The organism is Ensifer sp. Root142 (assembly GCF_001426785.1).
GTDB lineage: Bacteria > Pseudomonadota > Alphaproteobacteria > Rhizobiales > Rhizobiaceae > Ensifer > Ensifer canadensis.
Genome location: NZ_LMFK01000020.1, coordinates 1 through 23,103, shown reverse-complemented (window position 1 = coordinate 23,103; position 23,103 = coordinate 1). Strand labels below are relative to the sequence as shown.

The 23,103-nt window shown below is 59.5% G+C and carries 24 protein-coding genes and 1 pseudogene; 9 read left to right on the top strand and 16 right to left on the bottom strand.

Annotated elements, in window-relative coordinates:
* Position 1: 1 nt before the first annotated feature.
* The 6 genes from ASD52_RS20105 to ASD52_RS20080 form a co-directional block, all read right to left on the bottom strand.
* Complete coding sequence (locus ASD52_RS20105) at positions 2 to 391, bottom strand: CBS domain-containing protein (RefSeq protein WP_244497493.1); 390 nt, start codon at positions 389 to 391, stop codon at positions 2 to 4.
* Between the two features lie 175 nt (positions 392 to 566).
* Positions 567 to 1,325: an SDR family oxidoreductase gene (locus ASD52_RS20100; RefSeq protein WP_057225327.1), complete on the bottom strand. Its 759-nt coding sequence runs from the start codon at positions 1,323 to 1,325 to the stop codon at positions 567 to 569.
* Positions 1,326 to 1,615: 290 nt separating this feature from the next.
* Positions 1,616 to 2,011: a hypothetical protein gene (locus ASD52_RS40785; RefSeq protein WP_057225325.1), complete on the bottom strand. Its 396-nt coding sequence runs from the start codon at positions 2,009 to 2,011 to the stop codon at positions 1,616 to 1,618.
* A 341-nt stretch (positions 2,012 to 2,352) separates the two neighbouring features.
* On the bottom strand, positions 2,353 to 3,003 hold the full coding sequence (locus tag ASD52_RS20090; RefSeq protein WP_057225322.1) for a response regulator transcription factor: 651 nt from the start codon (positions 3,001 to 3,003) through the stop codon (positions 2,353 to 2,355).
* A 216-nt stretch (positions 3,004 to 3,219) separates the two neighbouring features.
* A complete protein-coding gene (locus ASD52_RS20085) occupies positions 3,220 to 3,759 on the bottom strand; it encodes an Rrf2 family transcriptional regulator (RefSeq protein WP_057208198.1) in 540 nt (179 codons plus the stop codon).
* A gap of 294 nt (positions 3,760 to 4,053) precedes the next feature.
* Entirely contained in the window at positions 4,054 to 4,821 is a 768-nt protein-coding gene (locus tag ASD52_RS20080) for an alpha/beta hydrolase (protein ID WP_057225321.1), read from the bottom strand.
* Positions 4,822 to 4,972: 151 nt separating this feature from the next.
* Between ASD52_RS20080 and ASD52_RS20075 the strand changes: the two genes are divergently transcribed.
* Entirely contained in the window at positions 4,973 to 5,419 is a 447-nt protein-coding gene (locus ASD52_RS20075) for a MarR family transcriptional regulator (protein ID WP_057225319.1), read from the top strand.
* A gap of 9 nt (positions 5,420 to 5,428) precedes the next feature.
* On the top strand, positions 5,429 to 5,824 hold the full coding sequence (locus ASD52_RS20070; protein WP_057221019.1) for a DUF2442 domain-containing protein: 396 nt from the start codon (positions 5,429 to 5,431) through the stop codon (positions 5,822 to 5,824).
* 321 nt (positions 5,825 to 6,145) lie between these two features.
* On the opposite strand, the gene ASD52_RS20065 is transcribed toward ASD52_RS20070, so the two are convergent.
* The 10 genes from ASD52_RS20065 to ASD52_RS20020 all read right to left on the bottom strand — a co-directional run bounded on the left by ASD52_RS20065 (position 6,146) and on the right by ASD52_RS20020 (position 17,285).
* Positions 6,146 to 6,889 (bottom strand): amino acid ABC transporter ATP-binding protein, encoded by a 744-nt coding sequence (locus tag ASD52_RS20065; RefSeq protein WP_057225317.1) that lies wholly within the window; start codon positions 6,887 to 6,889, stop codon positions 6,146 to 6,148.
* Positions 6,886 to 7,860 carry an amino acid ABC transporter permease gene (locus tag ASD52_RS20060; protein ID WP_057225316.1) on the bottom strand — a complete coding sequence of 325 codons (975 nt, stop codon included), beginning with the start codon at positions 7,858 to 7,860 and terminating at the stop codon, positions 6,886 to 6,888. Before ASD52_RS20060 ends, ASD52_RS20065 begins: the two co-directional genes overlap by 4 nt.
* A 61-nt stretch (positions 7,861 to 7,921) precedes the next feature.
* Positions 7,922 to 8,755 (bottom strand): transporter substrate-binding domain-containing protein, encoded by an 834-nt coding sequence (locus tag ASD52_RS20055; protein WP_057225314.1) that lies wholly within the window; start codon positions 8,753 to 8,755, stop codon positions 7,922 to 7,924.
* Between the two features lie 139 nt (positions 8,756 to 8,894).
* Positions 8,895 to 9,284 (bottom strand): carboxymuconolactone decarboxylase family protein, encoded by a 390-nt coding sequence (locus tag ASD52_RS20050; protein WP_057225312.1) that lies wholly within the window; start codon positions 9,282 to 9,284, stop codon positions 8,895 to 8,897.
* Complete coding sequence (locus ASD52_RS20045) at positions 9,277 to 10,086, bottom strand: alpha/beta fold hydrolase (protein WP_057225310.1); 810 nt, start codon at positions 10,084 to 10,086, stop codon at positions 9,277 to 9,279. Before ASD52_RS20045 ends, ASD52_RS20050 begins: the two co-directional genes overlap by 8 nt.
* A 2-nt stretch (positions 10,087 to 10,088) precedes the next feature.
* Positions 10,089 to 11,165: an LLM class flavin-dependent oxidoreductase gene (locus ASD52_RS20040; RefSeq protein ID WP_057225308.1), complete on the bottom strand. Its 1,077-nt coding sequence runs from the start codon at positions 11,163 to 11,165 to the stop codon at positions 10,089 to 10,091.
* Between the two features lie 35 nt (positions 11,166 to 11,200).
* A complete protein-coding gene (locus tag ASD52_RS20035) occupies positions 11,201 to 12,715 on the bottom strand; it encodes an aldehyde dehydrogenase (RefSeq protein WP_057208175.1) in 1,515 nt (504 codons plus the stop codon).
* A gap of 1 nt (position 12,716) precedes the next feature.
* Entirely contained in the window at positions 12,717 to 13,703 is a 987-nt protein-coding gene (locus ASD52_RS20030) for a flavin reductase (RefSeq protein WP_057208173.1), read from the bottom strand.
* 178 nt (positions 13,704 to 13,881) lie between these two features.
* Positions 13,882 to 15,687 (bottom strand): helix-turn-helix domain-containing protein, encoded by a 1,806-nt coding sequence (locus tag ASD52_RS20025; protein ID WP_057225307.1) that lies wholly within the window; start codon positions 15,685 to 15,687, stop codon positions 13,882 to 13,884.
* A 257-nt stretch (positions 15,688 to 15,944) separates the two neighbouring features.
* Positions 15,945 to 17,285 (bottom strand): amidohydrolase, encoded by a 1,341-nt coding sequence (locus ASD52_RS20020; protein ID WP_057221018.1) that lies wholly within the window; start codon positions 17,283 to 17,285, stop codon positions 15,945 to 15,947.
* 364 nt (positions 17,286 to 17,649) lie between these two features.
* Here ASD52_RS20020 and ASD52_RS20015 point away from each other — a divergent pair, with 364 nt between their 5' ends.
* From ASD52_RS20015 to ASD52_RS19990, 7 genes and pseudogenes are all read left to right on the top strand, one after another.
* Entirely contained in the window at positions 17,650 to 18,252 is a 603-nt protein-coding gene (locus ASD52_RS20015) for an amino acid synthesis family protein (protein WP_057213534.1), read from the top strand.
* A gap of 38 nt (positions 18,253 to 18,290) precedes the next feature.
* Positions 18,291 to 18,773, top strand: coding sequence for an Lrp/AsnC family transcriptional regulator (locus ASD52_RS20010; RefSeq protein ID WP_057221017.1), 483 nt, complete (start codon positions 18,291 to 18,293; stop codon positions 18,771 to 18,773).
* Between the two features lie 204 nt (positions 18,774 to 18,977).
* Entirely contained in the window at positions 18,978 to 19,418 is a 441-nt protein-coding gene (locus ASD52_RS20005; RefSeq protein WP_057213530.1) for a hypothetical protein, read from the top strand.
* 616 nt (positions 19,419 to 20,034) lie between these two features.
* Positions 20,035 to 21,699 carry an N-6 DNA methylase gene (locus tag ASD52_RS20000; protein WP_057225305.1) on the top strand — a complete coding sequence of 555 codons (1,665 nt, stop codon included), beginning with the start codon at positions 20,035 to 20,037 and terminating at the stop codon, positions 21,697 to 21,699.
* Positions 21,689 to 22,012, top strand: coding sequence for a hypothetical protein (locus tag ASD52_RS40175; protein ID WP_244497492.1), 324 nt, complete (start codon positions 21,689 to 21,691; stop codon positions 22,010 to 22,012). The genes ASD52_RS20000 and ASD52_RS40175 overlap by 11 nt, the downstream gene beginning before the upstream one ends.
* 176 nt (positions 22,013 to 22,188) lie before the next feature.
* Positions 22,189 to 22,719 carry a hypothetical protein gene (locus ASD52_RS40170; RefSeq protein WP_234908014.1) on the top strand — a complete coding sequence of 177 codons (531 nt, stop codon included), beginning with the start codon at positions 22,189 to 22,191 and terminating at the stop codon, positions 22,717 to 22,719.
* Between the two features lie 135 nt (positions 22,720 to 22,854).
* Positions 22,855 to 23,103, top strand: a pseudogene (locus ASD52_RS19990) (helix-turn-helix domain-containing protein); the annotation flags it as partial.

The following is a 23,103-nucleotide window of genomic DNA, read 5'->3' as shown; positions in this document are numbered from 1 at the left end:
ATTAGTAACCAATGCCAGCGATGTAGTTCGCCAACATATGTTCCTGCAGTTGTTCCTGCTCGAAGAGCAGCACTCTCAGCGCGTCGCGGATATCCAGGACACCGAGCGGTTTCGCATCGTTGCCGAGGACCGGCATGTTCTGGATGCGGTTTTCCATCATGACCTGCCATGCGGCCTGCAAATCGTCGCCCGAGCTGCAGGAAATGATGTTGCGACTCATCAGCGAATGAGATCGGATTTGCTGAGCACCCCCGCCGCCTTGCCGCCTTCCTCGCTGACGACGGCCAATTCGATCCCCGGATTGGAAAGCGTCAGGGCAGCAGCCTGCAGCGTCGCGGCGACATCGATCAACATCAGCCGACGTCATGGGATAGAGTTTTTCAATGCGCATGGATTCCTCCTGACAGCGCTCGTCGGCACAGCCGGGTATCTCGGTGTTGGTTAGAACCGCTATGGCGCCGGCCACCGGTGCCATAGCGTTGTCGATGCCAGACAAGGGCTGCGGTTAGGGTCGGTGAGCAGAGGTCTGCCGGGACGGCGAACCCAAATGGAATATGCGCGGGCGCTTACTTCTTCTGGGCGGCGGGGGACTGTAGCCAATCCTCGAAGTGGATCGCGCCGAGGCGGGCGCTGTCGTCCGGAACCAGTGTCCGGTCATTGATCTCGATCTCGAAATAACAGGCGTTAGGGTCAGCGACGAGGGTGCGCGGATCGTTGGTAGCCTTGAGGTAACGCGCGATGAACTCGTTCATAGGGGCTAGCTCCGGACCGGCGATCTCGATTACGCCGTTTACCGGCTCGGCCAGAGCGGCATCGGCCATGGCATCGGCGACATTGTCTGCTGCTATCGGCTGGAAAGCGCCCGTGGGCGCGCGAACATTCGTTCCCTCGGTCGCCGATTGAGCGATGGCCCCCACGAACTCGAAGAACTGCGTCGCGTGGACGATCGTGTAGGGAATGCCGGAATTCCGGATGTGCTCCTCCTGGCGCAGCTTGGCGCGGAAATACCCCATCGCCTGCATGCGGTCGGTACCGACGACCGACAGCGCTACGTGATGGCGAACGCCTGCAGTCTTTTCTGCAGCGAAGAGGTTGCGGCCGGCCGCTTCGAAGAATTCCATGGCGACCTTTTCTTCGAAGCTTGGCGAGTTCGCCAGGTCGATCACGACCTGCGCACCGGCCAACGCTTCGACGAGGCCTTCTCCGGTAACTGTGTTTACACCCGAATTCGGAGAGGCAGCCAACACCTCGTGGCCACGCTTGCGAAGCCGTTCAACGGTCTTCGAACCAATGAGGCCTGTGCCTCCGATGACGACGATTTTCATGTTCAATCTCCTGGTTTAGCTTGATGTCGGGTTTGCGGGTTGCTCGCCGGCGTTACTTCGCGGAGGCTGCTTCCTCGATAGCGAGGCGATGGATGCGAGACCGTCAGGGCATGTGACCCGCCCTGAATGCTAAGGGTCTTCAAGGTAAGCGCACACTTCGCCATAAATCTCATTGCCGCCGGCGGGATGTTGCGATCTGCGGAACCGCAAATTGCGTGGAAGGCAGCGTCTTCACGAGGCGACGCCCGACGGTTCGGCGACCTGTGCCACGGGACGTTGAGGAACTGCCATCAGCCGCGCCGCGCATTCGGGCACATCGGCGGCAAACTGATCGTGGAACCGGTCCGGCCGAATGTAGAGATCTTGCCGCCCTCCGGCAGCGTAGTCGTCGTTAACGCGTCGGCCAGCGTGCTGCCGGGAAATTCTCCCGAAAGGCTTACGCTGGATTCACCTGCCTCCGGAGCGACGGCGGCGAGGTCGACCGAGGCCGTCACGTTCGCATTTCCGCTGGCTGTTTCGGTGTTGACCGCCAGTGCACCGATCACGTCGTTCGCGCTCGACTCCGCAAACGCGCCATGCACCAGCACGATCGTCGGCTTGTCCTGGGAATCGGCTGCTTGTGCGAACGCGGTAGCTATGGTGCCCACCGCTGCGGCGAGCGCGAGAGCTTTGATGATATCGCGCATCTTCCGTCTCCAGTTAGAGCCTTTTCGGCCGGTCAGGAGAATGCATCACGGCGGCCCGCCGGCCTATCGAACACATGCATCGGCCATCTAGTCCCAGAGTACAGGTATGATAGATCGGGTGATTAGGATGCGCCCTGACTGAGTTCACCGCAATCGCAGTTCGTTAAGAGCAACGGCTTCAGCTCATGATCGGCTGCACAAAGTTTTGTAGCGAATTCGCAGTCTTCACGTATCTGGCGAAACAGTGAAGTACGACATCGCGCGGCGCTGTGCGCCGCGACTAAACATTTTTTTAAGAAATGAGAATGGACGTAAAGCGGCGCGACGCCGCCGCCGTAAGCTCACGCTTGCGGCTTCTCGCGCAGGCTGGAAGGCAGTGAATCCCATGCACGGATGAGTTCTCCGACGGAAATAGTTCGCATCTTGCGCATCATATTGCTGCGGTGGAGCTTCACGGTGATCTCGCTGATGCCGAGTTCGAAAGCGATCTGCTTGTTGAGGCGCCCGCGCGCCACTTCTCGAAGAACTTGCCGCTCGCGTGGGGTAAGGGTCGCAAATCGGGTGGAATGCTGGTGGATGTTTTCTGCCTGTGCCCTTTGCTCCACGTCCCGCCGAATACCGGCAATCACGGCGTCGAGCAGCGTCTGGTCGCGCACGGGTTTCGTCAGGAAATCGACGGCCCCGGCTTTCATGGCCTGCACGGTCATCGGTATGTCCCCGTATCCCGTGAGGAAGATGATGGGTTTCGTTACCCCACGCGTCGAGAGTTGGTGCTGCAGATCGAGGCCACTCGCGCCCGGCATGCGGACGTCGAGCACCAGACACCCGGGCCGGTCGGGAAGGCCGGCGCTCATCAGTTCGCGGGGCGAAGGGAAACAGGCGACGTCGAGGCCGACCGATTCCATGAGTTCCTGCAGGGAGTTGCGAACATTTTCGTCATCATCGACTACAAGAACCAGCGGACTATCCGCAACGACAGCTGGGGTGCCCATCTCATCAACTCCGGCAGATTGTAGGCGCTACCATGCGCAGCGCGCTAACCTTGCCGCACTGCGACCGAATACGCGCCGACGAGTGAAGGGTGCCGTTGCCGGCCAAGATGAATATATCCTTCATCACTCTAAATCCTCATCTGCCCGAGCCGGCCGCATCTCTGCCAGCCCCGGCTGCAATTGCCAGCCGCAACCCATGTCCGCTTTTCCAGCCCGTCAGGACAATGCTCCGTCTTCTATTGCACCGCTTCGGGTTCGGCCCTTCGTCCTGTCGGCAAGCCATTTACGGACTTCGTCAGAAAATTCCGGCGGCGCCTTGCGGCTTAAGTCGCCGGCAATGTCGGCCAACGTCTCGCTTCCAAGAGAATCCCGCATGGCCTTTTCCGCGCGCAACATCACCGCGTGGATTGCGCATACGCCTTTCGTTGCCCATGACGGCGGCCGCTCCCGATATACGGCGCAGCGACCACGGATCTCCTGACAGTCGAATAAGGGCTTCCTACCTTCGATCGCATCAACAACCTCCAGAACCGTGATATTTCCAGGCTGCTTTGCGAGCAGATATCCCCCTTTGATACCCTCGGAAGCGGATACGATCCCCGCTTTTTCCAGCTTCGGAAATATCTTCGCCAGAAAACTAGGGGAAATTCCCTGAAAATCCGCCAGGTCGCGGTTGCTCAGCGGCGTTCCGGGCGAACTTGCCAACCACAGGAGACAATGCAGCCCGTATTCCACACCTGCCGTCATATGCGCCATAACGCGGACTATAATTGTCCGCGTTATGGCTGGCAAGCACTAATTTGAACCGCCGGCGAAGCGGTACTGTCGCGGTACAAAATCAGCGACCGCCGGAGACAGGAACGTCTCTCAATTCCGCTAAAGCCATCATCGGAGTTCGGCAATTGGCAGATTTGGGTGAGTTGCGATTGGGCATGCCGCACATCCTGACACCGATGGATTTTCGCGAACGTGACTGGTTGAGCCGTGCTCTTACGGCAAAGCCGCCACCCTTCCGGATGGCGGCCTTTGATCACCAGCAATTTGCAAAGATTACTGTGCAGCCTCTTCGATTAGGTCCGCGACTGCCTTGGGCTGCGACACCATCACCACATGGGATGCACCATTGATAACGACAGTGTGCTTTGAGCCTGCCCGTTCGGCCATGAAGCCGAGTGCCTTCGCAGGGATGTTCTTGTCGCCATCCCCATAGATGAAGTAGGAGGGCAGCGTCTTCCAGGCCGGCGAACCGGACTTTTCCGTCAAGGCGGCTTCGGTGATCGGGCGCTGGCCGGCGGCCATCAATGCCGCATCCTCAATCGAAACGTCGTGGGCGAACTGGTCATGAAACTTCACCTGGTCGATGGAAAGATCGACGCCGCGATCTGCCAGCTTGACCGGAGCGGCGAGCGCTTGGCCAAGCGTTCCGCCCGGGAACTTACCGGCGAGATCGGCAGCTGCTTCCCCTGCTTCCGGAGCAAACGCTGCCACATAGACCAGCGACTTGACATTGTCCTTGCCATTGGCAGCGGTCGAGATCACCTGGCCTCCGTAGGAATGCCCGACCAAGACGACAGATCCTTTGATGCTCGAGATGATGTCGGAAACATAGGCCGCATCGCCGGCGACACTGCGCAGGGGATTGGCCGCGGCAACGACTGTGTAACCGTCCTTCTGAAGGATCTTCGTCACACCATTCCAGCTGGAGGAGTCGGCGAAAGCGCCGTGGACGAGAACGACAGTGGGCTTTGCAGGCTGGGCGAGTGCACTGCCGGAAAGGAGGGCGGCGGCAAAGGCAACGGTGGCGGCGAGTTTGAACATGACGACTTCCTTCGTGGTTCGGATCTCGGTTTAGGTTTTATTTATTTGTGTGCAATTCATTTGTGTCCAATCTATTATGCTGCCGAAACGTGGTTGTCAACCGCTTGCAAATAAATCGTGCACGATTTATTTGTTTGGAAAGGAGATCGCCATGACGAAGCCAGACGACCATCCCGGGGTCGCCGGAATGCTCTGCTTTTCCCTCTATTCCGCAAGCCACGCATTCACCCAGCTTTACCGGCCGTTGCTGGACAAGCTGAGCCTGACGTACCCGCAGTACTTGGTCATGGTGTCGCTCTGGAAACGCGACGGGCAGAACGTCAAGGAGCTGGGTAACAATCTCTTCCTTGATTCCAGCACGCTTACGCCGTTGCTCAAGCGCCTGAACATTGCCGGGTTCATTACGAGAACGCGCAACCCCCAGGACGAACGCGAGGTGCTTCTGCACCTGACGGAGAAAGGCCGCGCCCTGCAGGGGCAGGCCGATCATGTCATGCATTGCATCGGCGATGCGGTTGCGCTGGACGCGAAGGCCCTAGATACCCTCCGCGAAACGATCGACGATCTACGCAACAGGCTTCAGGCAGGGGCGGGATAGTTCGAAAACATGCTCACAGCGACAGGCCGAGAAGCTACCTCGAAGGGGGACGCAGAGCGTGCACGCGCCCCGATCCCATCGTCGGTCCGTTTCGATGAACCTTCCAGCCGCATTGTCGTGGATTTCACAAACGGCGCAGCTTTCATGGTGCCTGCCCGATCGATACAAGGCCTGGAGAATGCAACGCCTGCCCAGTTGGCGGAAGTCGAGCTTTTGGGCGAAACTGGCTTGCATTGGGAAACCTTAGACGTGGATTTCACCATCCTCGGTTTAATGAAGGGCATATTCGGAACTGCGAAGTTCATGGAGGCTCAGCGCCGAGGAGGGCAATCTCGGTCTGCCGCGAAGATCGAGGCAAGTCGAGCCAACGGCGCGAAGGGCGGACGTCCCCGGAAGATCAGCTAGCTGGCCAATCGCCGCAGGGCGCTGAAGTCGATCCATTTCGAAGCAAAAAATGAGAACATCGGATGTACAAGGAGGTCGCCTTCGGCGGAAGCAGGGCGTTTCTGTCCCGTACTGACTTTATCGTCTTCTTAGCAGCCTTAACCCTAATCGCACCTGTACTCAGGCAGAGCGAGAAAAACGATCCTGGCCACTTGCTGTGATGCCGACAGACAGCGTGCCGTCATCACGTAGCTGCTGAAAACCCTCTGGCGTTTGTAAGTGCGATGTAAAACAGGCATCTTTCTGTCGCGTAGAGTTGTATCGATCGATGCTATTTCACGCTCAATGCTTGAGGATCTGGCTAAGAAACAGCTTCGTACGTTCATGCTGAGGGTTAGTGAAGAACTCTTCCGGCCTCCCCTCTTCGACGATCTGGCCCGAATTCATAAAGATCACCCGGTCAGCAACAGCTCGGGCAAACCCCATTTCATGGGTAACGCAGACCATCGTCATGCCGTCCCGGGCAAGACTTGTCATTGTGTCGAGAACCTCCGAAACCATTTCAGGATCGAGTGCGGAGGTCGGCTCGTCGAACAGCATCACCGCCGGTTGCATGCAAAGCGAGCGTGCGATTGCCACGCGCTGCTGCTGGCCGCCGGAAAGCTGCACAGGGTACTTGTTGGCCTGTTCGGGGATACGCACCCGCTCCAGAAACGTCAACGCCCGCGCCCGCGCCTCTGCCGCCGGAACACCGTTGATCCACATCGGCCCAACCATGCAGTTCATCAGCACAGTCATGTGGGGGAAGAGATTGAAGTGCTGGAACACCATGCCGACATTGCGCCGCACTTCGGAGACATTGCGCATCTTGCTGTGCAGGCTGATACCGTTGACGACGATCTCACCCTCCTGGTGTGCCTCAAGGCGGTTGCAACAGCGGATGAGGGTCGACTTGCCGGAGCCGGAAGGGCCGCAGACGACGATGCGCTCGCCCTTGCGGACCGTCAGGTTGATATGCGTCAGGACCTGAAAGGCACCGTACCATTTGGAAACGTTCCTGACGTCGATGATAGTCTCAGCACTCATCGGACCTTGCTCCTGGCGTAATGACGTTCGATGCGGGACTGGATGAGTTCGAGGCAGATGGACATGATCCAGTAAAGCATCGCGGCGGATATGAGCATTTCCATGTGCTGGAAGCTCTTTTGCCCCAGCGTGCGGGCGAGGAACATAAGTTCCCAGACACCGATGACGGAGACGAGCGAACTGTCCTTCAACATAGAGATGAACTGGTTGCCGGTCGGCGGAATGATGACGGGCAGCGCCTGCGGCAGGATGACCTTGCGCATGGTAAGCCCGAAGCCAAAGCCGATGGAACGCGAGGCTTCCCACTGGCCGCGGTCGATGCTTTGAATGCCCGATCGAAAGATTTCGGTCATGTAAGCGCCGTAACAGAGCGAAAGCGCCAGGATGCCAGCTGGAACCGCATCGATGATGATGCCGAGTTGGGGTAGACCCAGATAGATCAGATAGACCTGCATCAGAAGCGGCAATCCGCGGAAGAATGATGTGTAGAAGCTTGCGATCGCATAGGCGAAACCGTTGGTCGAAAGTTTCGCAACCGCGCCAAGGATTGCGATGAGCGAGGCAATCACGATCGAAACGGCCGAGACATAGACGGTCGTCACAAGGCCTTGCGCGATCAGGAAAGGCAGCTTCTCCTCGATAAAGGGCAGGCTTAGGTGGAAGGTCTGGAAGAAGGCGAGAAACAGCACCAGAAGCTCCATCCAGACGATGGCGATCTGCAGCCTGAGACTGGCGAAGCCGATGAGCACGATGTTCAGGCAGAAGAGCGCCGCCACGACGAGAGCAATGGCGAAACGTCCGTAGAAGCCGCTCTCCAGCGGCTCGCCTATCACCGGGCGCATCAGTTCGCCCATCGTTGTCCCGGTCAGATTGAAAGCCATGAAGACGACCAGGACGGCTGCGAAAACCGACGCCACGAACGAAGGCTTGTGGACGAGAATTTCGGAGTCAACGGTATCCGGATAGAGCATGTTAGTCCCTCTGGACAAAAAGGCGATCCGGACCAACCCGGACCGCCAGACGTAGACAAGCCTACTTCACGACCGTGTAGTCGACGCCGTACCACTTTTCCGAGAGCTTGCTCAGCGTGCCGTCGGTCTGCATCGACTTGATCGCTTCGGCGATCTTGTCGTTCAGCTCCTTGTCACCGTGCTCGATGGCAACGGCCAATGGCTCATAGAAGACCGGATCGCCGACCTGCTTGATCGGATATCCGGCCTTGATGGCATCGCGAATACTCGGCAGCGACGACACCACCGCATCGACGCGAACGCCGTCGCCGAGGCGCAGGTCGTCGAAGGCCGTTGTCGAGTTGGCGTATGACTTCACTTCCTTCGGCTTGAACGCGTATTCGAAGGCGGGAGCCCCAGCGGCATCTAGCGTCAGTTCCTGCTTCGCGTAGGCTTCGAAGGTCGACGTTGCCGTCGTTCCGACGACCTTGCCGTCCAGGTCGATCAACGTGACGGCGAGACTATCGTTGTGCACAGCGACCGCCGCCGGCGTGTAGTAGTAGACGGCCGGGAAGTCGAATATCTTGGCCCGTTCCTTGGTCGGCGTCATCGAGCCCACATGCATGTCCCAGCGGCCCTGCCAGTTGCCGGCGGTGATGATATCCCAGCCTGGGGTGACGAACTCGACGCCGACACCGAGGCGCTTGCCGATTTCCTTGGCAACATCGATGTCGAAACCGTCCATCTCGTTTTTGTCGTTCATGAAGGACTGCGGCGCCCAGCTGGCGTCGGTTGCAACCTTCAAGGTCTTTGCGTCGAGCACGCGCTCGAGCAAGGCGCCGGCATTGGCCGGAAGCGCCGTGAATGATATGGCCATAGATGCGGCCGCCGCTGTCAATCTGGCGAAAGTGTTCATTCGGTCGTTCCCTCTTGTCGTTCTGGTTTGGGCAGGGTCCTCTTCCTGCCATAGGGGTGATCTTGAGTTCTCAAACGCCCTTCTGTCTTCCGGCGATACGAGGCAGCGCGGAGCCGCCCTTTCCTAATAACCGTGGAAGTCAGCGCTCTTCTTTCTTGTCCATCTCGTCACGCACAGTCCGCGCGATCCGGAAGGTTTCGACGCCCGCGGGAATGCCGCAATAAATCGCGATCTGGACGAGTGCCGCACGAAGTTCCTCGTCGGTCAGGCCATTGCGGATCGCGCCGCGGAAATGGATGGCGAATTCATGCATGCGGTTGAGAGCCGCCAGCATACCGAGGTTGAAGAGGCTGCGCTGCTTGAGATCGAGCCCCTCGTCCGTCCAGGCTGTCCCCCAGCAATACTCATTCAAAAGATCCTGGAAGGGACGCGAGAAGGCGTCGCTGTTGCCGATTGCCCGATCGACATAGTCGTCGCCGAGCACCCTACGCCTCACGGCCTCGCCCTTCGCCTGCAGCGCTTCATCCATCGACTTTGTCCCCCTGTCTCAGAAAATCGGCCATCAACGTCGCTACGAGCTCCGGCGCTTCGACAAGAATGGAATGGCGCAGGCCCGGCAGTATCCGGAGTGCGGACCCGGGGATGCGCTCGTGCATGTACCGGGCCATCCGAGGATTGGAGCCTGCATCGTCCTCACCGGTTGCGATCAGCGTCGGGCAACGGATCTGGTCAAGGAAGCCGCCGAAATCCGTCTCGGCGAGCACCCGGTAAGCGGCGACATAACAATCCGGATCGTTTTCGGCATCGCGTGATCGTAGCCTCGCGATGATCTCGGGATTGCGCTCCTGGAAGTCTTCGGTCAGCCAGCGCGACAGCGACGCGTTGTGGTGATCAGCGGGCGTGCCCGCCCTGAGTGCCGCCAGGCGTTCAAGCACGCGCTCCCGTTCCGCCGACGTTCGTCCGGCAACCGTCGAAAGCAGCGTAAGCCGGCGCAGTCGGCCGAGATGGGTCAAGGCAAGACGCTGGGCGATGAGCCCGCCGAGTGAGAAGCCCGCGAGATTGAAGGTGGAGAAGCCCGCCTGATCGGCCAGAGCCAACGTCTCATTGACGAAGTCGTCGATCTCGTATCGCCCCTTGACCCGGCTTGACTGGCCGTGGCCACGCAAATCGAAAGTCAGGATCGTAAAGCGATCCTTCAGCCGTTCGACTACCCCCGACCACGCCTCCAGATAAGATCCGACGCCGTGAATGCAGATGAGCGGCTCGCCCTCACCGTCGATACGGTAATTGAGCGTAACCTCTCCGATGGTATGGCGTTGGGTCCCCGCCATCGTCAGCGCCCCACCGCGACGTGCTTCTGCTCGTTCTCGCGCGCCGCAAAGAACGGCATGATTTCCGAGATGAACAACTCCAGCGTCCGCTTCTGCAACTCGAACGGCAGGTTGAAGGTCAGGCCAAGACAATATTGGTCGACGCCAGCCGCTTCATAGGCCAGCAGCTTCTCAATCGCTTCGTCCGGTGTCCCAAACATCAGGTTTTTGCGGATGTTTTCCGGATTGTAGTTATCCTTGCCCTTGACCGCTTCATAAGGCACGGCTTCCGGAAAGCCGTCGCGCACCGCGCCGATATTCTGCATGAGGTTTTCGAAGGCGCGGCCGTAGTCCATGCTGTGCTTGACGGCGAGTTCCCCACCATCCGGCCTGTCGTAGACGCAGGTGCGGCGCTGCATCATGAAGCGCGGTCGCGGAACTTCCGGGTGATCAGCGACCGCTTTGTGAAACTTGTCAGAAAGCACCTGGATTTCAGCAGCCGGCGCAGAGAGCGGCGTCGACAGAATGCTGGCACCGTTCGCAATCGCCCAGTCGAATGTCCCGGGATCGCGCGCCGCAACCCAGATCGGCGGATGCGGCTGCTGTAGCGGCTTGGGCACGGCCGCCGTCCGAGGGAATTTCCAGTAGTGCCCTTCATGCGCGTAGTCGCCGGACCACAACTTCTTTACGGCCGGGACGATCTCCTTCATGTAGGCGACGCCTTCTTGCTGCGGCATACCGCCGGCCATGCGATCGAACTCATACTGGTAGGAACCGCGCGCAATGCCGAATTCCAGGCGGCCATTGGTCAGATGGTCGCAAAGCGCCGACTCGCCCGCCAGCCGGATCGGGTTCCAATAGGGTGCAACCAGCGTGGATGTGCCTAGCCGAATCCGATCCGTGTGCTGTGCGAGCCAGACGAGCGTCTGGAACGGGTTCGGAGAAATCGTGCATTCAAGCGTATGATGCTCGGCGGTCCACAGCGCCTCGAAACCGCCTTCATCGGCAACTCGCGCGAGCTGAAGCAGGTTGCTCTTCACCCGCTCCATCGGTACGTCCGGAGAGAAGCGTTCCATCGTGAGGGAAACTGCGAACTTCATGGTTTTCTGCCTTTCGTGTGCCGGTGCGTTTGTCGTTACTTCAAGCGAATGACGAAGGGGTCCTGCATCGCGCCGGAGTAATCGACGATGACGTTCTTCAGCCGCGAGAACTCGTGCATGACCTCGAAGCCGCCACGCCGGCCGTAGCCGCTTTCCTTGAAGCCGCCATTGGCGGACATGAAGGAGGCGGATCGATAAGTGTTGATCCACACCGTGCCGGCGTCGATCCGATTGGCGAAGCGCAGCGCCCGATCGATGTCCTTGGTCCAGATGCCAGAGGCGAGGCCATAGCGCGTGTCGTTGGCGAGTTGGATCATCTCCTCCTCGTCGCGGAACGGCATGACCCCGACCACAGGGCCGAAGAGTTCGTCGCGCATGAAGGTCATGTCGTTCTGCGCGTCGATCATGACGGTCGGCTCGAAGTACCAGCCTCCTTCAGCAAGTCCTTCTCGCTGGGGTCGGCGGCCGCCTGTGGCGATCTTCGCGCCTTCCCTGACGCCGGATGCGACGTAGCCCTCCACTTTCGTAAGTTGGTCGGCGAGCGCGAGCGGGCCGATATCCGTGTCGTCGGCCGTCGGCAGGCCGACGCAGATCTGCTCGGTCCTGGCGACGAGCGCGTCGATGAACCTGGCGTAGGCACCCGCCTCGACAAAGCAGCGTGAGCCTGCCACGCAGGTCTGGCCGGCAGCCGCGAAGACGCCGGAGACGACGCCATTTACGGCATGTTCGATATCGACATCCCCGAAGACCACATGGGGCGACTTACCACCAAGCTCCATTGAGCAGGGAATGAGGTTCTCAGCTGCATTGCCCGCGATCCGTCGACCGGTGGCTGTGCTGCCCGTAAAGACATATTTCGCGACACCGGGGTGGCGCGTCAGCGCCTCCCCGGCGCTTTTTCCCGTACCCGTTACCACATTGACGACGCCGGCTGGAAAACCCGCCTCGTGGATCAGCTCGGCAAGCGCCAGCGTGGAAGCAGTTGCATGTTCCGAAGGCTTGATGACGACCGTGTTGCCGATCGCCAGGCATGGCGCCAGCGTGCCGGTCAGCAACATCAGCGGCGAATTCCACGGCGTGATCATTCCGATGACGCCCAAGGGTTCGCGAAGATTAAAGTTCAAGGTGTCGAGCCGGTTGATCGGGATCGTCTCGCCCTGCAGCTTGTCGGCCATGCCGGCGAAGTAGTGGTAGCTGTCTGGCATGGCGCGCATCTGCGCCGTGGTTTCCTTGAGCAGCTTGCCGTTGTCGCGGGTCTCGATTGCTGCAAGCGCATCGGCATTCTGACGCACGAGCTCGGCGAGACGGCGCATCAACCCGCCGCGGTCGGTCTGTGTCATGCGCCGCCACGCCGGGTTGCGAAAGGCGGTGCTGGCGGCCGCAACGGCGGCGTCGACATCGTCCGCATCGCCATCGGCAAATTCGTACCAGGGCTTGCCCGTCGTCGGGTCATAGCTTTGGATATACGTGCCGTTTCTGGGCTTCACGAACTGCCCATCGATGAACACGAGCTGGCGCGATCCTTCGATGGAGGTGACTGTCGTCTTCATATCACTGTCCTTGGTCTTGGGAGGCTTGAAGCCAGGCACGGGCCTCGCCGTCGATCATCGCGACGCGACCGCCGTCATCGGAATCCATGTAGATGCCGAAGCGCCCCGCCTGCCGCTCGCGCACATAGCGCCGCAGCATGGAACGCAGTTCATGGGTGGCGATCGCGTCATAGGGCAAATCGTCGATCGGGAAAAAGCGAAGATCACCAGGCAGGCTGCTCCCCTCGCCGGCCAGGCGGGCGCGGTAAACAAGATAACCCGGATCGCTGTCGGCAACGTCGAATACGGAATAGAGAAACGTTTCTTCCGGTACGAGGCGAAGCGCATCGCCGCCGTCGACGACGAGCTGGCTATCCGCCTTTCGACGCCGTGCCGATGGCAGCACCCAGCTGCCCTTGCCGTCCGAGCGCAGCAGCAGACGATCGCCAGCTTCGATGAGATAGCCGATGATCATGCCATGAGAAGCAAGCCAGCCATTCGGCAGCGGATCCTTCACGCTGGCGTAGCGCCCCCTGCAGAAGCCAAGCGGCGCAGTCGGGCTGGTGCCGAAGGCGCGAACCTCACCGATCAAGATCGCATGGTCGCCGGCGTCAACCGTGTTTGAGGTGGTGCAGTCGAACCAGGTCAAACTGTCTGTCAGCACCGGCGCACCCGTGTGGATGTGGTCATGTGTCACCGATTGGAACTTGTCCTGCGACTTTGAGGCGAAGATCCCGGAAACATCGACCTGTCCCTCATGCAGAACGTTGACGGCAAAGCATCCGGCTCTGGTGAAGGCGTGGTAGCTCGATGCCGACTTCGCCACGCAGACGAGCAGCAAAGGCGGGTCCAACGAAACGGAGGTAAAGGAGTTTGCGGTCATGCCGCGCGGCGTGCCGTCCTCGTCACGCGTCGTGATCACGGTAACACCGGTCACGAACGTGCCGAAGGCGCGACGCAGCGCTATGGGATCGATAGGCGCGTCGGTCGATGCGGCTGTCTCGGTCATTCCTCAATGCCTCCTCTCCATCAGGTTGAGTAGAGGCTATCCCCGAGTTACCGACCATTCTTCCACGCCTTCGTAGGAGCAAAGGGAAAACGTCTCCGCCGATCCATAGGAGCATGAAGCAGGCCGAGAACGAGCGCTGCGATCGCCGCGCAACATGTGGTCAGACCAGGAGGAAAAATCAGCCGCGGGCGGCGGAGCGATTGTCGATGACGCCGTTGAGGCGGATCGCGAGCTCAACGGCGAAACGCTTCTCCGGCGTTTCGACATCTATGCCGAAAAGCTCCTGAATGCGCGACAGCCGGTAACGCAGTGTTGTCACATGCAGGCCCATCGCATCGGCGCAGGCCTGACTGCGACAGCCCTCCTGCAAATAGACCGACAAGGTTTCCAGGTAGGGCGTTCCGTTCTGGCGGTCGTGGTCGGCAATGGCGCCTATGCTTTCTTCTACGAAGCCTCGGACATCGCCGGCCTCGCAAGCAGCGACCAGCATCGGAAGCGGACCGAAGTCTTGGGCTGCGAGCGATCCGGTCAAGCCGAAAGAGCGGCCGATCCGGATCATGCGGGCGCAGCGCTCCCAAGCGGCCGGATAGTCGGCGAGCGCCGCGCAGCGATTGCCGGCCACCACGATCGGCTCCTCATCAAAATATCGGCCCAACTCCTCCGCAATGCGGCGTGTGAGCTTTACCAGGCGCTCCTGTCGCTTGCTGGCGTCGTAAGGGACCAGGCAGACGGCACCACCAGCGATGGCGACCAGACCCGCCGGCAATGACGCCTGCTGCATGATGCGCGAAAGCGTGTGCTCGACATCGACGGACGCGCCGCCGAAAGCCTTGGTCTTGTCGGGAAAATCGATGACGATCATCTGCTGAGGCACGGAGAAACTAAGCCCAAGGCGCTGAGCACGCTGGGAGATATCATTCGCGTCGCGCCAGCGGCCCTCCACCACCTCGAAGAAAAGCTCAGTCTGGGTTCGCGTCTCAAAGCGGAAGCGAATGAAGCTGCGCATCATCTGTACACTCAACGCAAATTTGGCGCTATCCAGCATCATCAGATCCAGGTCGCTGAATTCCTGTGGTGAAGGGAAAATGATCAGTGCGCCGACCAATTGCATGTCGACCATGAGCGCTTCGACGCGCGCGGAAATCTTGAAACGGTGATTGCCGAGATCGAGAAACAGACTTGTCTCTTCGCTCGCGCCCATTTCGGCCGCATCACGCGCCGCCTTCATCAGCGCACGGGCGAGCAAAGTCGAGGCCGCATCCTGCCAGCCATTGTCATCGATCAGCGTCGGCTTCGGCGACCTGCCGGCCATGACGTGGTTTGCCGTGAAATCGACGACAACCGTTGGGTTGGGTATCATTGCGCCAACCATCGCTGAAAGCGATGACACCGATCCGTCGCTCAACACATGCTCCAGAAGCGAGGTGTGCGCCTTGAGCGTCCGCTCCAGACGCTGCGCAGACACTTTTTGTGCCTCCAGCTGATGTTCGCGCTCGACCGCAATGGCACCAAGGTGGATGATCGACCCGAGAAAGGCGAGATCATCCTCTGAGACCTCCGTCACCTGCCGCGCAATGACACTGAGCACCATAGGGCGGCCCTCCGCGTCCCTGCAATTCATCGGCATCACGAGAACGGTGCGATAGTCGCGCTCGAAGGCTTCTTTTCGATAGCCTGGAAAGTCGACCGTTTCCCGCGCGTCACGAATATAGACGGGCTCGTTGCGCTGGAGCGCGATCAGTGACGGGCTCGTCGCCAGTTCCCATTTGTCCGGCAGTTGCCGATCAATCAGCGTGGGATCGTGGCGCACGATCACATGGGCGTAGCCGTGTGCCGCATCGATGCCCATGATCGATCCCAAGGCCCAGTTGGCATGGCGGCAGGCGGCGGCGATGAGCTGCTGCAGTACGGTCCGCAAGTCGCCGCCGCTGTTGATTTGGCTGGCGACGTCGCGGAGCGACAATATCCGGGACTTCTGATCCAAATCGGCTCGCCTCTTGACTTCCGTCAACTACCATGCGCGCACAGACCGTATAAATCCACTATCTTTCATAGGAAAATTTGGACGGTTGATCCGACGAAACATAGGAACCAAAACCTGGCTTCCGCAGGTGCAGACAATCAATCTCCGGCGTACTTATCCGAGCCCGCATCCAGCACGTGTCATGCGAGTGTATTCAGACCTCGTGGCCACCGGGCTCCCTATGACCACGAAAGCTGGAGTTGTTGCCGAACTATGTCTTAGTCCACGGCCGCCTTCTGGAGCACAGAGATCGCAAGGATCTTTGCACCGGTCTTGATGGACGTCTCCGGAGCCGGCGCAAAGAAGGGCGAATGGTTGGAAGCAACAGGTCTGTTTTCATGCAGGGCTTCTTCGATCTGTTCGGGAGAACTCCCGCCGATCCAATAAAAGATCGAGGGCACGCCCGCCTCGATGAACTCGGGATAGGTTTCCACTCCAAGCGTTGGCTGCACGGCGGCTGGTACATACACGATATCTGCGAAAGACCTATCCAATGCCGGCTTGATGTCACCGATCAGCTGCGACGAATTTGTGCCGGCCACAGCGCCGCCGCCGATGCGCAGCAATTCCGGCTCCGGGGCCTTGGCCGATTGTGCCGTCGTGCCGGCCACCCTATGCATTGCTTCAAGCAGCAGCTTGCGGGTCTCTGGCGTGGTCGAACGCATCGTCAGCTTGAGCTTGGCCTGATCAGGGATGATGTTGCCGGCTGTCCCCGCCTGAAAGCTGCCGATTGTGATCACACCGGGCTCGCGTGGGTCTTTCTCGCGACTGACGACGGCCTGGATATCGGTGACGAAGCGGGCGCCCAATACGATCGGGTCGATCGAAAGGTGTGGTGCGCTACCGTGCGCCCCTCGGCCTTTGAAGGTCAGGTCAAACGTATCGGAGTTTCCGCTGAAGGCCCCGTCCTTCACGGTAATCTTGCCGGCAGGCTCGCCGTTCACATGCACCGCGAAACCGAAATCCGGCTTTGGGAACTTCTCGAACAGTCCCGCCTTGAGCATCGCCGTCGCGCCGCCGCCGATTTCTTCGGCTGGCTCGCCGACCAAAAGGAGCGTGCCGCGCCAATGATCCTTCATGTCGACCAACAATTGCGCAGCCCCGAGCCATGACGCCATGTGGATATCGTGGCCGCAGCTGTGGGCGACAAAAACCTTTGCGGCGTCGGTGTTCCCGGGCCACTGGGTTGCCGGCACCTGTACCCGGCTAGCATAGTCAAGTCCGGTCTTTTCCTCCATCGGAAGGGCATCGAGTTCGGTGCGAAGCATAATCGTCGGTCCGTCACCATTCCTGAAGACGCCGACGAGAGCGGATTCGACACCGAGGCCTGCAGTTACCTCGAAGCCGAGCTTGTGAAGTTCAGTTGCCAGCAGCTTTGCCGTCCGAGTTTCGTGAAATCCGAGTTCGGGATTGGAATGGATATCCCGGTAAACCCTTTCAAGTTCAGAATATTTTTGTTCGATGAGTGCGTCTAGTTTTACGGTGTCCGCAAGAGCCGGACTTGCAGAAACCTGCAGCGCGAGAAGCAGAGCGCTCGAATTGGCCAGTATCGTCTTCATTTGGGTCCCCTTCAGTCTCATTACGTTTCTTGACGGGACCATGATGAGGAGCACCGGCAGCGGGGGCATTCTCCTATACAGAGGAAAAGCAGCGGCAATTTTTCTCGCCACTGATCTAAAGTCTGCAATCTGGGCGCCAAAAGGCAGGCATTTCAGAGATCGATTACTTGAGGGCCGCAGCGATCCAGTCATCAGGAGAGATGGAACCTGCCGGCCCCCATCAGCCTTGGACGCTGCCGGCCAGCACATTGGTCTGCTTTCTTTCGCAGGATCGTTCGAAGCATCTCTTCATCCGAACATAGGAAGAATTCACCGGGCATCGCGGTAGGTTGTCGCAAGTTTCCACTATCAGCGGCTTCAGAAAATGACCCTCGGCATCAGAAAAATTTGCACTTTCCTGGAAGAGACCTTCGTAGAAGGCGGCAAGGCGGCCTCCCGTCCCGTCAATATCGTTGTCGTGGCAGCGGTAATCCGTAACCCTTGGGCCGGGCGAGGCTTTGTCGACGATCTCCGGCCGGAGATCATCCGCATCGCCGGCGAACTTAGCCATGAAATGACCGACCGGCTATTGCGCCAGCTGGCGCCGGAAAGGATCGAGGCTTGCGGCAAGGCAGCCGCGGTCGGGATCAACGGAGAGATCGAACATGCCTCGGCGATGATCCATACTTTGCGGTTCGGCAATCCCTTCCGCGAAGCGATCGGCGGCACCAACTATCTGGAATTTGCCAATACCCGCAATGCGCCAGGTGCTCTTCTGTGCCTGCCGATGATGCACAAGAGTGAGAACGGCAAGCGATCGCATTTCCTCACAGCCAATTTCCAGATCGCCGATGCGCCAGGCCCGGATGAGATCATCGTTGCCATCGGCGCTTCCGATAGCGGTCGTGCCCATGCACGCATCGCCGACCGCTTCCAGGACATCGCCGAAATGGAAGCCGAAAAAATGGCCTCGCTCAGCAGGGCCTGACCAAGGCAAGCACGCGGATACCGGCGCAGGAGTTTGCCATGAGACTTGACGCGATTGACCTGCGCATCCTTGACGCCATCCAGCGGGATGGCCGCATCACCAAACTCGCGCTCGCCGAAAAGGCGGGCCTCTCTCCAACGCCGTGCTGGATGCGACTGCGCAAGCTGGAGAGGGCCGGCATCATCAGCGGCTATCATGCACGCCTGTCGCTGCGACGCGTCGCCCCGGTAGCCAGCCTGGTGGTCGAGATCACCCTGGCCAACCATCGCCAGGCCGACTTCGACCGGTTCGAAAGGGTCGTCCGCGACATTCGCGAGATCGTCTGCTGCTGGTCGGTCGGCGGCGGCGTCGACTATATCCTGAAGGTGGTTGCAGCCGATATCGATGCCTACCAGCGCCTGATCGACGCGCTTCTCGACCGCGAACTCGGCATCGCCCGCTACTTTACCTACATCGTTACCAAGACCGTGAAGGAAGATCCAGTCGTGCCCGTTTCTGTGCTCGTGGCCGATGGAGCCTAAGCAGCCGAGCGTTGGCTGCCACCGACCCTGCCACCGAGACTATGTGTGCCATCCACCTCGTTTCGTGGCGGCCTTGTTCCAGACGGATTGAGGCCGCGTGCCTGGAACTAATGACGGGCGAGACGGTTTGAGCTGTGACTCTTTGGCATGACGCTGACGTGCCCTCCTGGCTGGGTAAGCCTCGATTTTGAGGAGATTTGCATAATGAAGATTTCGTCCAGATTTCGTTCAGTCGCGGCTGCGGTTATCGCTGTAGCAGGAATCAGCTTTGCCGGCTCCGCGCATGCCGACAGCGGTACGATCAGCTTCTCAGTCTACAAGGCTGCCTTCTTTGTGGGTGGCTCTGGGGGCGAGGGCACGCTGACCTTCCATGGTCGCCGCTATCCCATCTCTGTCGGGGGCCTCTCGGGCGGCCTCGCCTTCGGGGCTTCGAAGACCTATTTCCAGGGTACGGTTAGCCACATTCGCCGCGCCCGGGATGTGACGGGGGTCTACGGTGCGGTGGGCGGTGGCGGCGCGCTCGGCAAAGGGGCCCAAGTAATCGTCATGACCAATGACAAGGGCGCCCGACTCGAACTCTCAGGCAAGCAGGTAGGCCTGCAAGTCAACGCCGATCTCAGCGGCATTGCCATCACGGTGAAGTAAGGGCCGTCGCTCCGTTCGTCGTCCCTGCAGTCGGTCCACTACGCTGAATACAAAGGCCGGCGCTGCCATCTAGGAAGCGGCCGTTCCACTTCGGCCCCGAACGCAACGTTAGAGGATTCGATTTGGTACTCCCGGCGCTCCTTGTTCGTTCCCGATGGCTAGTCGAACCGCAAAGTTCCACCGACTGAGACGATCGGAAGCTGGCAATATGCACCAGTCGGCATGTTCGATGTTGAGAGGATTGATGCCGTGTTCTTTGACCTTATAATCCATGGCAACCGATAGTGTCGGGTGCCTCCGCAGCGCGTGTCGTCAACCAGAGGAGCGTGGAAGCCGGTATCCCGCGCATCGGCCGCAACGATCAGCGACGATCGCCTTGAAGGATCCGAACGGTCGACCCCAGAGCGCTAAGCGCCTGATTTTGAGGGGCTGCACCCACCCATAGGCGCACTACAGTTCTGGATGGAAGTGGGCATTGCTGCGCAATGTTTTGCCGCAATTTTTCCGCTGGATCGGCAGATTGGAAATAGAACAAAGAGTAGACAGAAATTCATCTGTATAGGATAGGTAACCGGCAAGACAGCGAACCCATGCGTGCACGATTCGGGAGCTAGCCGTGACTTTCGTTACCCATCGCGACCCTATCGACACTCCCGTTCTCCGCAAGGAAAGAGGCGCATTCTTCACGCCTCCGGCGATTACCCGTTTCATTTCGAAATGGGCCATTCGCGCGCCTGACGATCGCGTGTTGGAGCCTGCCGCTGGCGACGCTGCATTCTTGGTTTCCGCGGTCGATCGCCTTCGTGAACTCGCTCCCGGCCGGCGCTCGTGCCCGATGGTTCATGGCGTGGAGATACACGCCCACAGCGCGGACGTTGCCCGCAAGCGGGTCGCTGACGCCGGGGGCGAGGCCAATATCCAACTGTCCGACTTCTTTGCCGTCACGCCTGATCAAGCGTTCGACGCCGTCATCGGAAATCCTCCCTATATCCGATACCAGGACTTTACCGGGGAAGCCCGCGCCCGTGCCCGGGAGGCGGCTATCAGGGCCGGCATTTCCCTGACCGGGCTCGCGTCGAGTTGGGCAGCATTCACCGTGCACTCGGCATTGTTCCTGAAGAAAGGTGGCCGCCTGGCCTTCGTGTTGCCCGCCGAACTGCTCTCAGTGAACTATGCCGCTCCCGTCCGCAAGTTCCTGTTCAATCGATTCCGCGACGTGCAACTCGTATTGTTCGACGAGCAAGTGTTCCCCGAAGCGGAAGCGGATGTCGTACTTCTCCTTGCGGACGGCTATCTCGGCGGACCGGCGGATTATGCAACCATCAGTCAAACAAAGAACGCCGCAACGCTCGATACTCTAGGTCCTGGACAGAGCTGGACACCGGCCGACCCAGCGGCCAAGTGGACCAGCAGTCTCGTCGATGCCGACGCGATGCATCTTTTGCAGACGCTCTCCGCAACTGGCCTCTACACGAACTTGGAAACCTGGGGCGATACGACGCTCGGGATGGTAACGGGAAACAACAAATACTTCACCCTTTCCCCCCAGCGTGTAGCTGAGATTGGACTGCTCCCGGACGAGTTGCTCAGCCTTTCACCGCCCGGAAGCTCTCATTTGCGGGGCCTCTCTCTTTCGAATGCCCAGCTAAAGAAACTCGGTGAAGAGGGGAACGCAATCCACCTCTTCTATCCGAGCGATCCGCCTTCCGCGGCCGCGGCAGCATACATTGCAGATGGCCATAGGACAGGCGTGGACACCGCCTACAAATGCCGGGTCCGCAAGACTTGGTATCGTGTGCGACTGGTTTCCCCCGCCGACCTGTTGCTAACATGCATGAACGCGGACACGCCTCGGATCACGGAGAACGCAGCACAAGCCCGTCACCTTAATTCCGTGCATGGGGTCTATCTCAACGATGCACACGGGGTCCTGGGCCGCGAGCTCCTCCCTGTCGCCAGCTTGAACTCCATTACGTTGCTGCATGCCGAAATGGTCGGTCGCGCCTACGGAGGCGGAATCCTGAAAATCGAGCCGAAGGAGGCCGACGTCTGGGCCATGCCCTCGCCTACCTTGGTTACCTGTCGCGCCGACGGGCTTCGCGAGGTCAAAAGGAGCGTGGCAAAACTTCTGGACAAGGGAAGGCTGCTGGATGCCGTCAAGATCGTCGACCAGGTACTGCTAAGCGAGGGCGAGGTTTCGCCCGCACAAATGGCAGTCGTCCGGCATGCGCGCGCGGAGTTCGTAAAGCGTCGCAACTTGAGGGCGGCAAGTGGCCGCTAAACCCAGTTCCAAAGCAGAAGCCTGGGAAATTTTTGACCACATCGTTGCGGTTGCCGCACCTGACGGGGAACACACCAATCCTTGGATTCTTGGATCGGACGGCCAGCCGTACTTCCGTCCAGACTACGAGACCCTGGCGCTGCTGCTTGGGGTTCCGCTCCACCTGAAAGCGGGAACCCAAACCGGAGTTCCTGCCCTCGCTCTCGATGTCTGGCTCAGCTATGAACTTCGCAGGGCTGGTTTCGGCATGGACCAAGTCTGGCCAAGGCCATCAACCCACGCGTTCTTCCCGCGCCTGTCGCCGCATTCGTGAAGTCACTTCCGACGGCGATTCGAGCCAAGGCTTAATCCCATCTGATATCGAACACGTCCATTCCCAGCGTCACCTCCTCCTCGGCTTCGATTCTCGGCAAAAACTACCTGAAACAGGTTGACGTCATCATCACCGATTGGGTGACCGGCCCGGAATTGTTGATTTCGACGAAGCGAATGGATTCTTCCTATGGAAAGAATGCGCCGAACCGCATCGAGGAATCATACGGCGACGCCAAGAATCTTCGCTTGCGCCACCCGCTCGCGGCTCTCGGGTTCTTGTTCGGTCTGAGGTCTGACATCCTGGACAAGGAGCCCAAGACGGCCGAGTGGTTGTTCGACCTCTTGGCCAAGCTTGGGCGGGAGGACGACGCGTATCACTCCACCTGCCTGGTCTTGATGGATTATTCAAGCGATACAGCACGGCTGGCAACCGTCGAGGAGGAACCCAGCGAGGGCATACTGGAGCCGGGTCCGCAGCCGATAACCGATCCAGCCGACGATGCGATCGCGCACCTTGCCGTCAGTACGGTCCAGAGCATCGTCAACGCGCTGCCCAAGGTATCGATCCTCGAAAACCACACCCCGGATGACGTTTCCCCGGCCCGTTTTCTTACGTCGCTGGTCACCCGCGTTCTCGCCGCGACACCCGTCAACATGCACGAGGAGGCGAGGCGACGCCGCGGTTCGGTATTGGCAAAAAAATAGAATTCCGGGGTCAGTTCGCTGTGTGCAGCGCCGTTCCGGTCGATACATTATGCAACTTTTGTATGTAGCCGGGTACATTCTAGTTCGAAGCGCGACATGCCAATGATTTCAATGTTTCCCCTTGGAGATTTTGGGATGTCACGAAGCTATTCGCAGCTGAATCTGGCGGATCGCCGCCGCCTCTATCACTTGGTCGAACGCAAGGTGCCGATCAATGAAATGGCGCGCCAACTCGGTCGTCACCGTTCCACCATCTATCGCGAGATCAGGCGCAATACATTCCACGATCGCGAACTGCCCGAATATCGCGCTATCGCGGCTACTTCCCAACAGTTGCTGACGACATCCGCAAAGAGCGGCGGCAGCGTTTGAGGAAGCTTGTAC

Excerpts from the sequence above, each read along its gene's own strand:
- ASD52_RS20050 (WP_057225312.1), bottom strand. The coding sequence starts at position 9,284 with ATGGATGAAGCGCTGCAGGCGAAGGGCGAGGCCGTGAGGCGTAGGGTG.
- ASD52_RS20075 (WP_057225319.1), top strand. The coding sequence starts at position 4,973 with ATGACGAAGCCAGACGACCATCCCGGGGTCGCCGGAATGCTCTGCTTT.
- ASD52_RS20020 (WP_057221018.1), bottom strand. The coding sequence starts at position 17,285 with ATGAAGACGATACTGGCCAATTCGAGCGCTCTGCTTCTCGCGCTGCAG.
- ASD52_RS40170 (WP_234908014.1), top strand. The coding sequence starts at position 22,189 with ATGGATTCTTCCTATGGAAAGAATGCGCCGAACCGCATCGAGGAATCA.
- ASD52_RS20105 (WP_244497493.1), bottom strand. The coding sequence starts at position 391 with ATGCGCATTGAAAAACTCTATCCCATGACGTCGGCTGATGTTGATCGA.
- ASD52_RS20080 (WP_057225321.1), bottom strand. The coding sequence starts at position 4,821 with ATGTTCAAACTCGCCGCCACCGTTGCCTTTGCCGCCGCCCTCCTTTCC.
- ASD52_RS20030 (WP_057208173.1), bottom strand. The coding sequence starts at position 13,703 with ATGACCGAGACAGCCGCATCGACCGACGCGCCTATCGATCCCATAGCG.
- ASD52_RS20090 (WP_057225322.1), bottom strand. The coding sequence starts at position 3,003 with ATGGGCACCCCAGCTGTCGTTGCGGATAGTCCGCTGGTTCTTGTAGTC.
- ASD52_RS20040 (WP_057225308.1), bottom strand. The coding sequence starts at position 11,165 with ATGAAGTTCGCAGTTTCCCTCACGATGGAACGCTTCTCTCCGGACGTA.
- ASD52_RS20045 (WP_057225310.1), bottom strand. The coding sequence starts at position 10,086 with ATGGCGGGGACCCAACGCCATACCATCGGAGAGGTTACGCTCAATTAC.
- ASD52_RS20005 (WP_057213530.1), top strand. The coding sequence starts at position 18,978 with ATGAAGATTTCGTCCAGATTTCGTTCAGTCGCGGCTGCGGTTATCGCT.
- ASD52_RS20010 (WP_057221017.1), top strand. The coding sequence starts at position 18,291 with ATGAGACTTGACGCGATTGACCTGCGCATCCTTGACGCCATCCAGCGG.
- ASD52_RS20015 (WP_057213534.1), top strand. The coding sequence starts at position 17,650 with ATGACCCTCGGCATCAGAAAAATTTGCACTTTCCTGGAAGAGACCTTC.
- ASD52_RS20060 (WP_057225316.1), bottom strand. The coding sequence starts at position 7,860 with ATGCTCTATCCGGATACCGTTGACTCCGAAATTCTCGTCCACAAGCCT.
- ASD52_RS20070 (WP_057221019.1), top strand. The coding sequence starts at position 5,429 with ATGCTCACAGCGACAGGCCGAGAAGCTACCTCGAAGGGGGACGCAGAG.
- ASD52_RS20065 (WP_057225317.1), bottom strand. The coding sequence starts at position 6,889 with ATGAGTGCTGAGACTATCATCGACGTCAGGAACGTTTCCAAATGGTAC.
- ASD52_RS40785 (WP_057225325.1), bottom strand. The coding sequence starts at position 2,011 with ATGCGCGATATCATCAAAGCTCTCGCGCTCGCCGCAGCGGTGGGCACC.
- ASD52_RS20055 (WP_057225314.1), bottom strand. The coding sequence starts at position 8,755 with ATGAACACTTTCGCCAGATTGACAGCGGCGGCCGCATCTATGGCCATA.
- ASD52_RS20085 (WP_057208198.1), bottom strand. The coding sequence starts at position 3,759 with ATGGCGCATATGACGGCAGGTGTGGAATACGGGCTGCATTGTCTCCTG.
- ASD52_RS20035 (WP_057208175.1), bottom strand. The coding sequence starts at position 12,715 with ATGAAGACGACAGTCACCTCCATCGAAGGATCGCGCCAGCTCGTGTTC.
- ASD52_RS20100 (WP_057225327.1), bottom strand. The coding sequence starts at position 1,325 with ATGAAAATCGTCGTCATCGGAGGCACAGGCCTCATTGGTTCGAAGACC.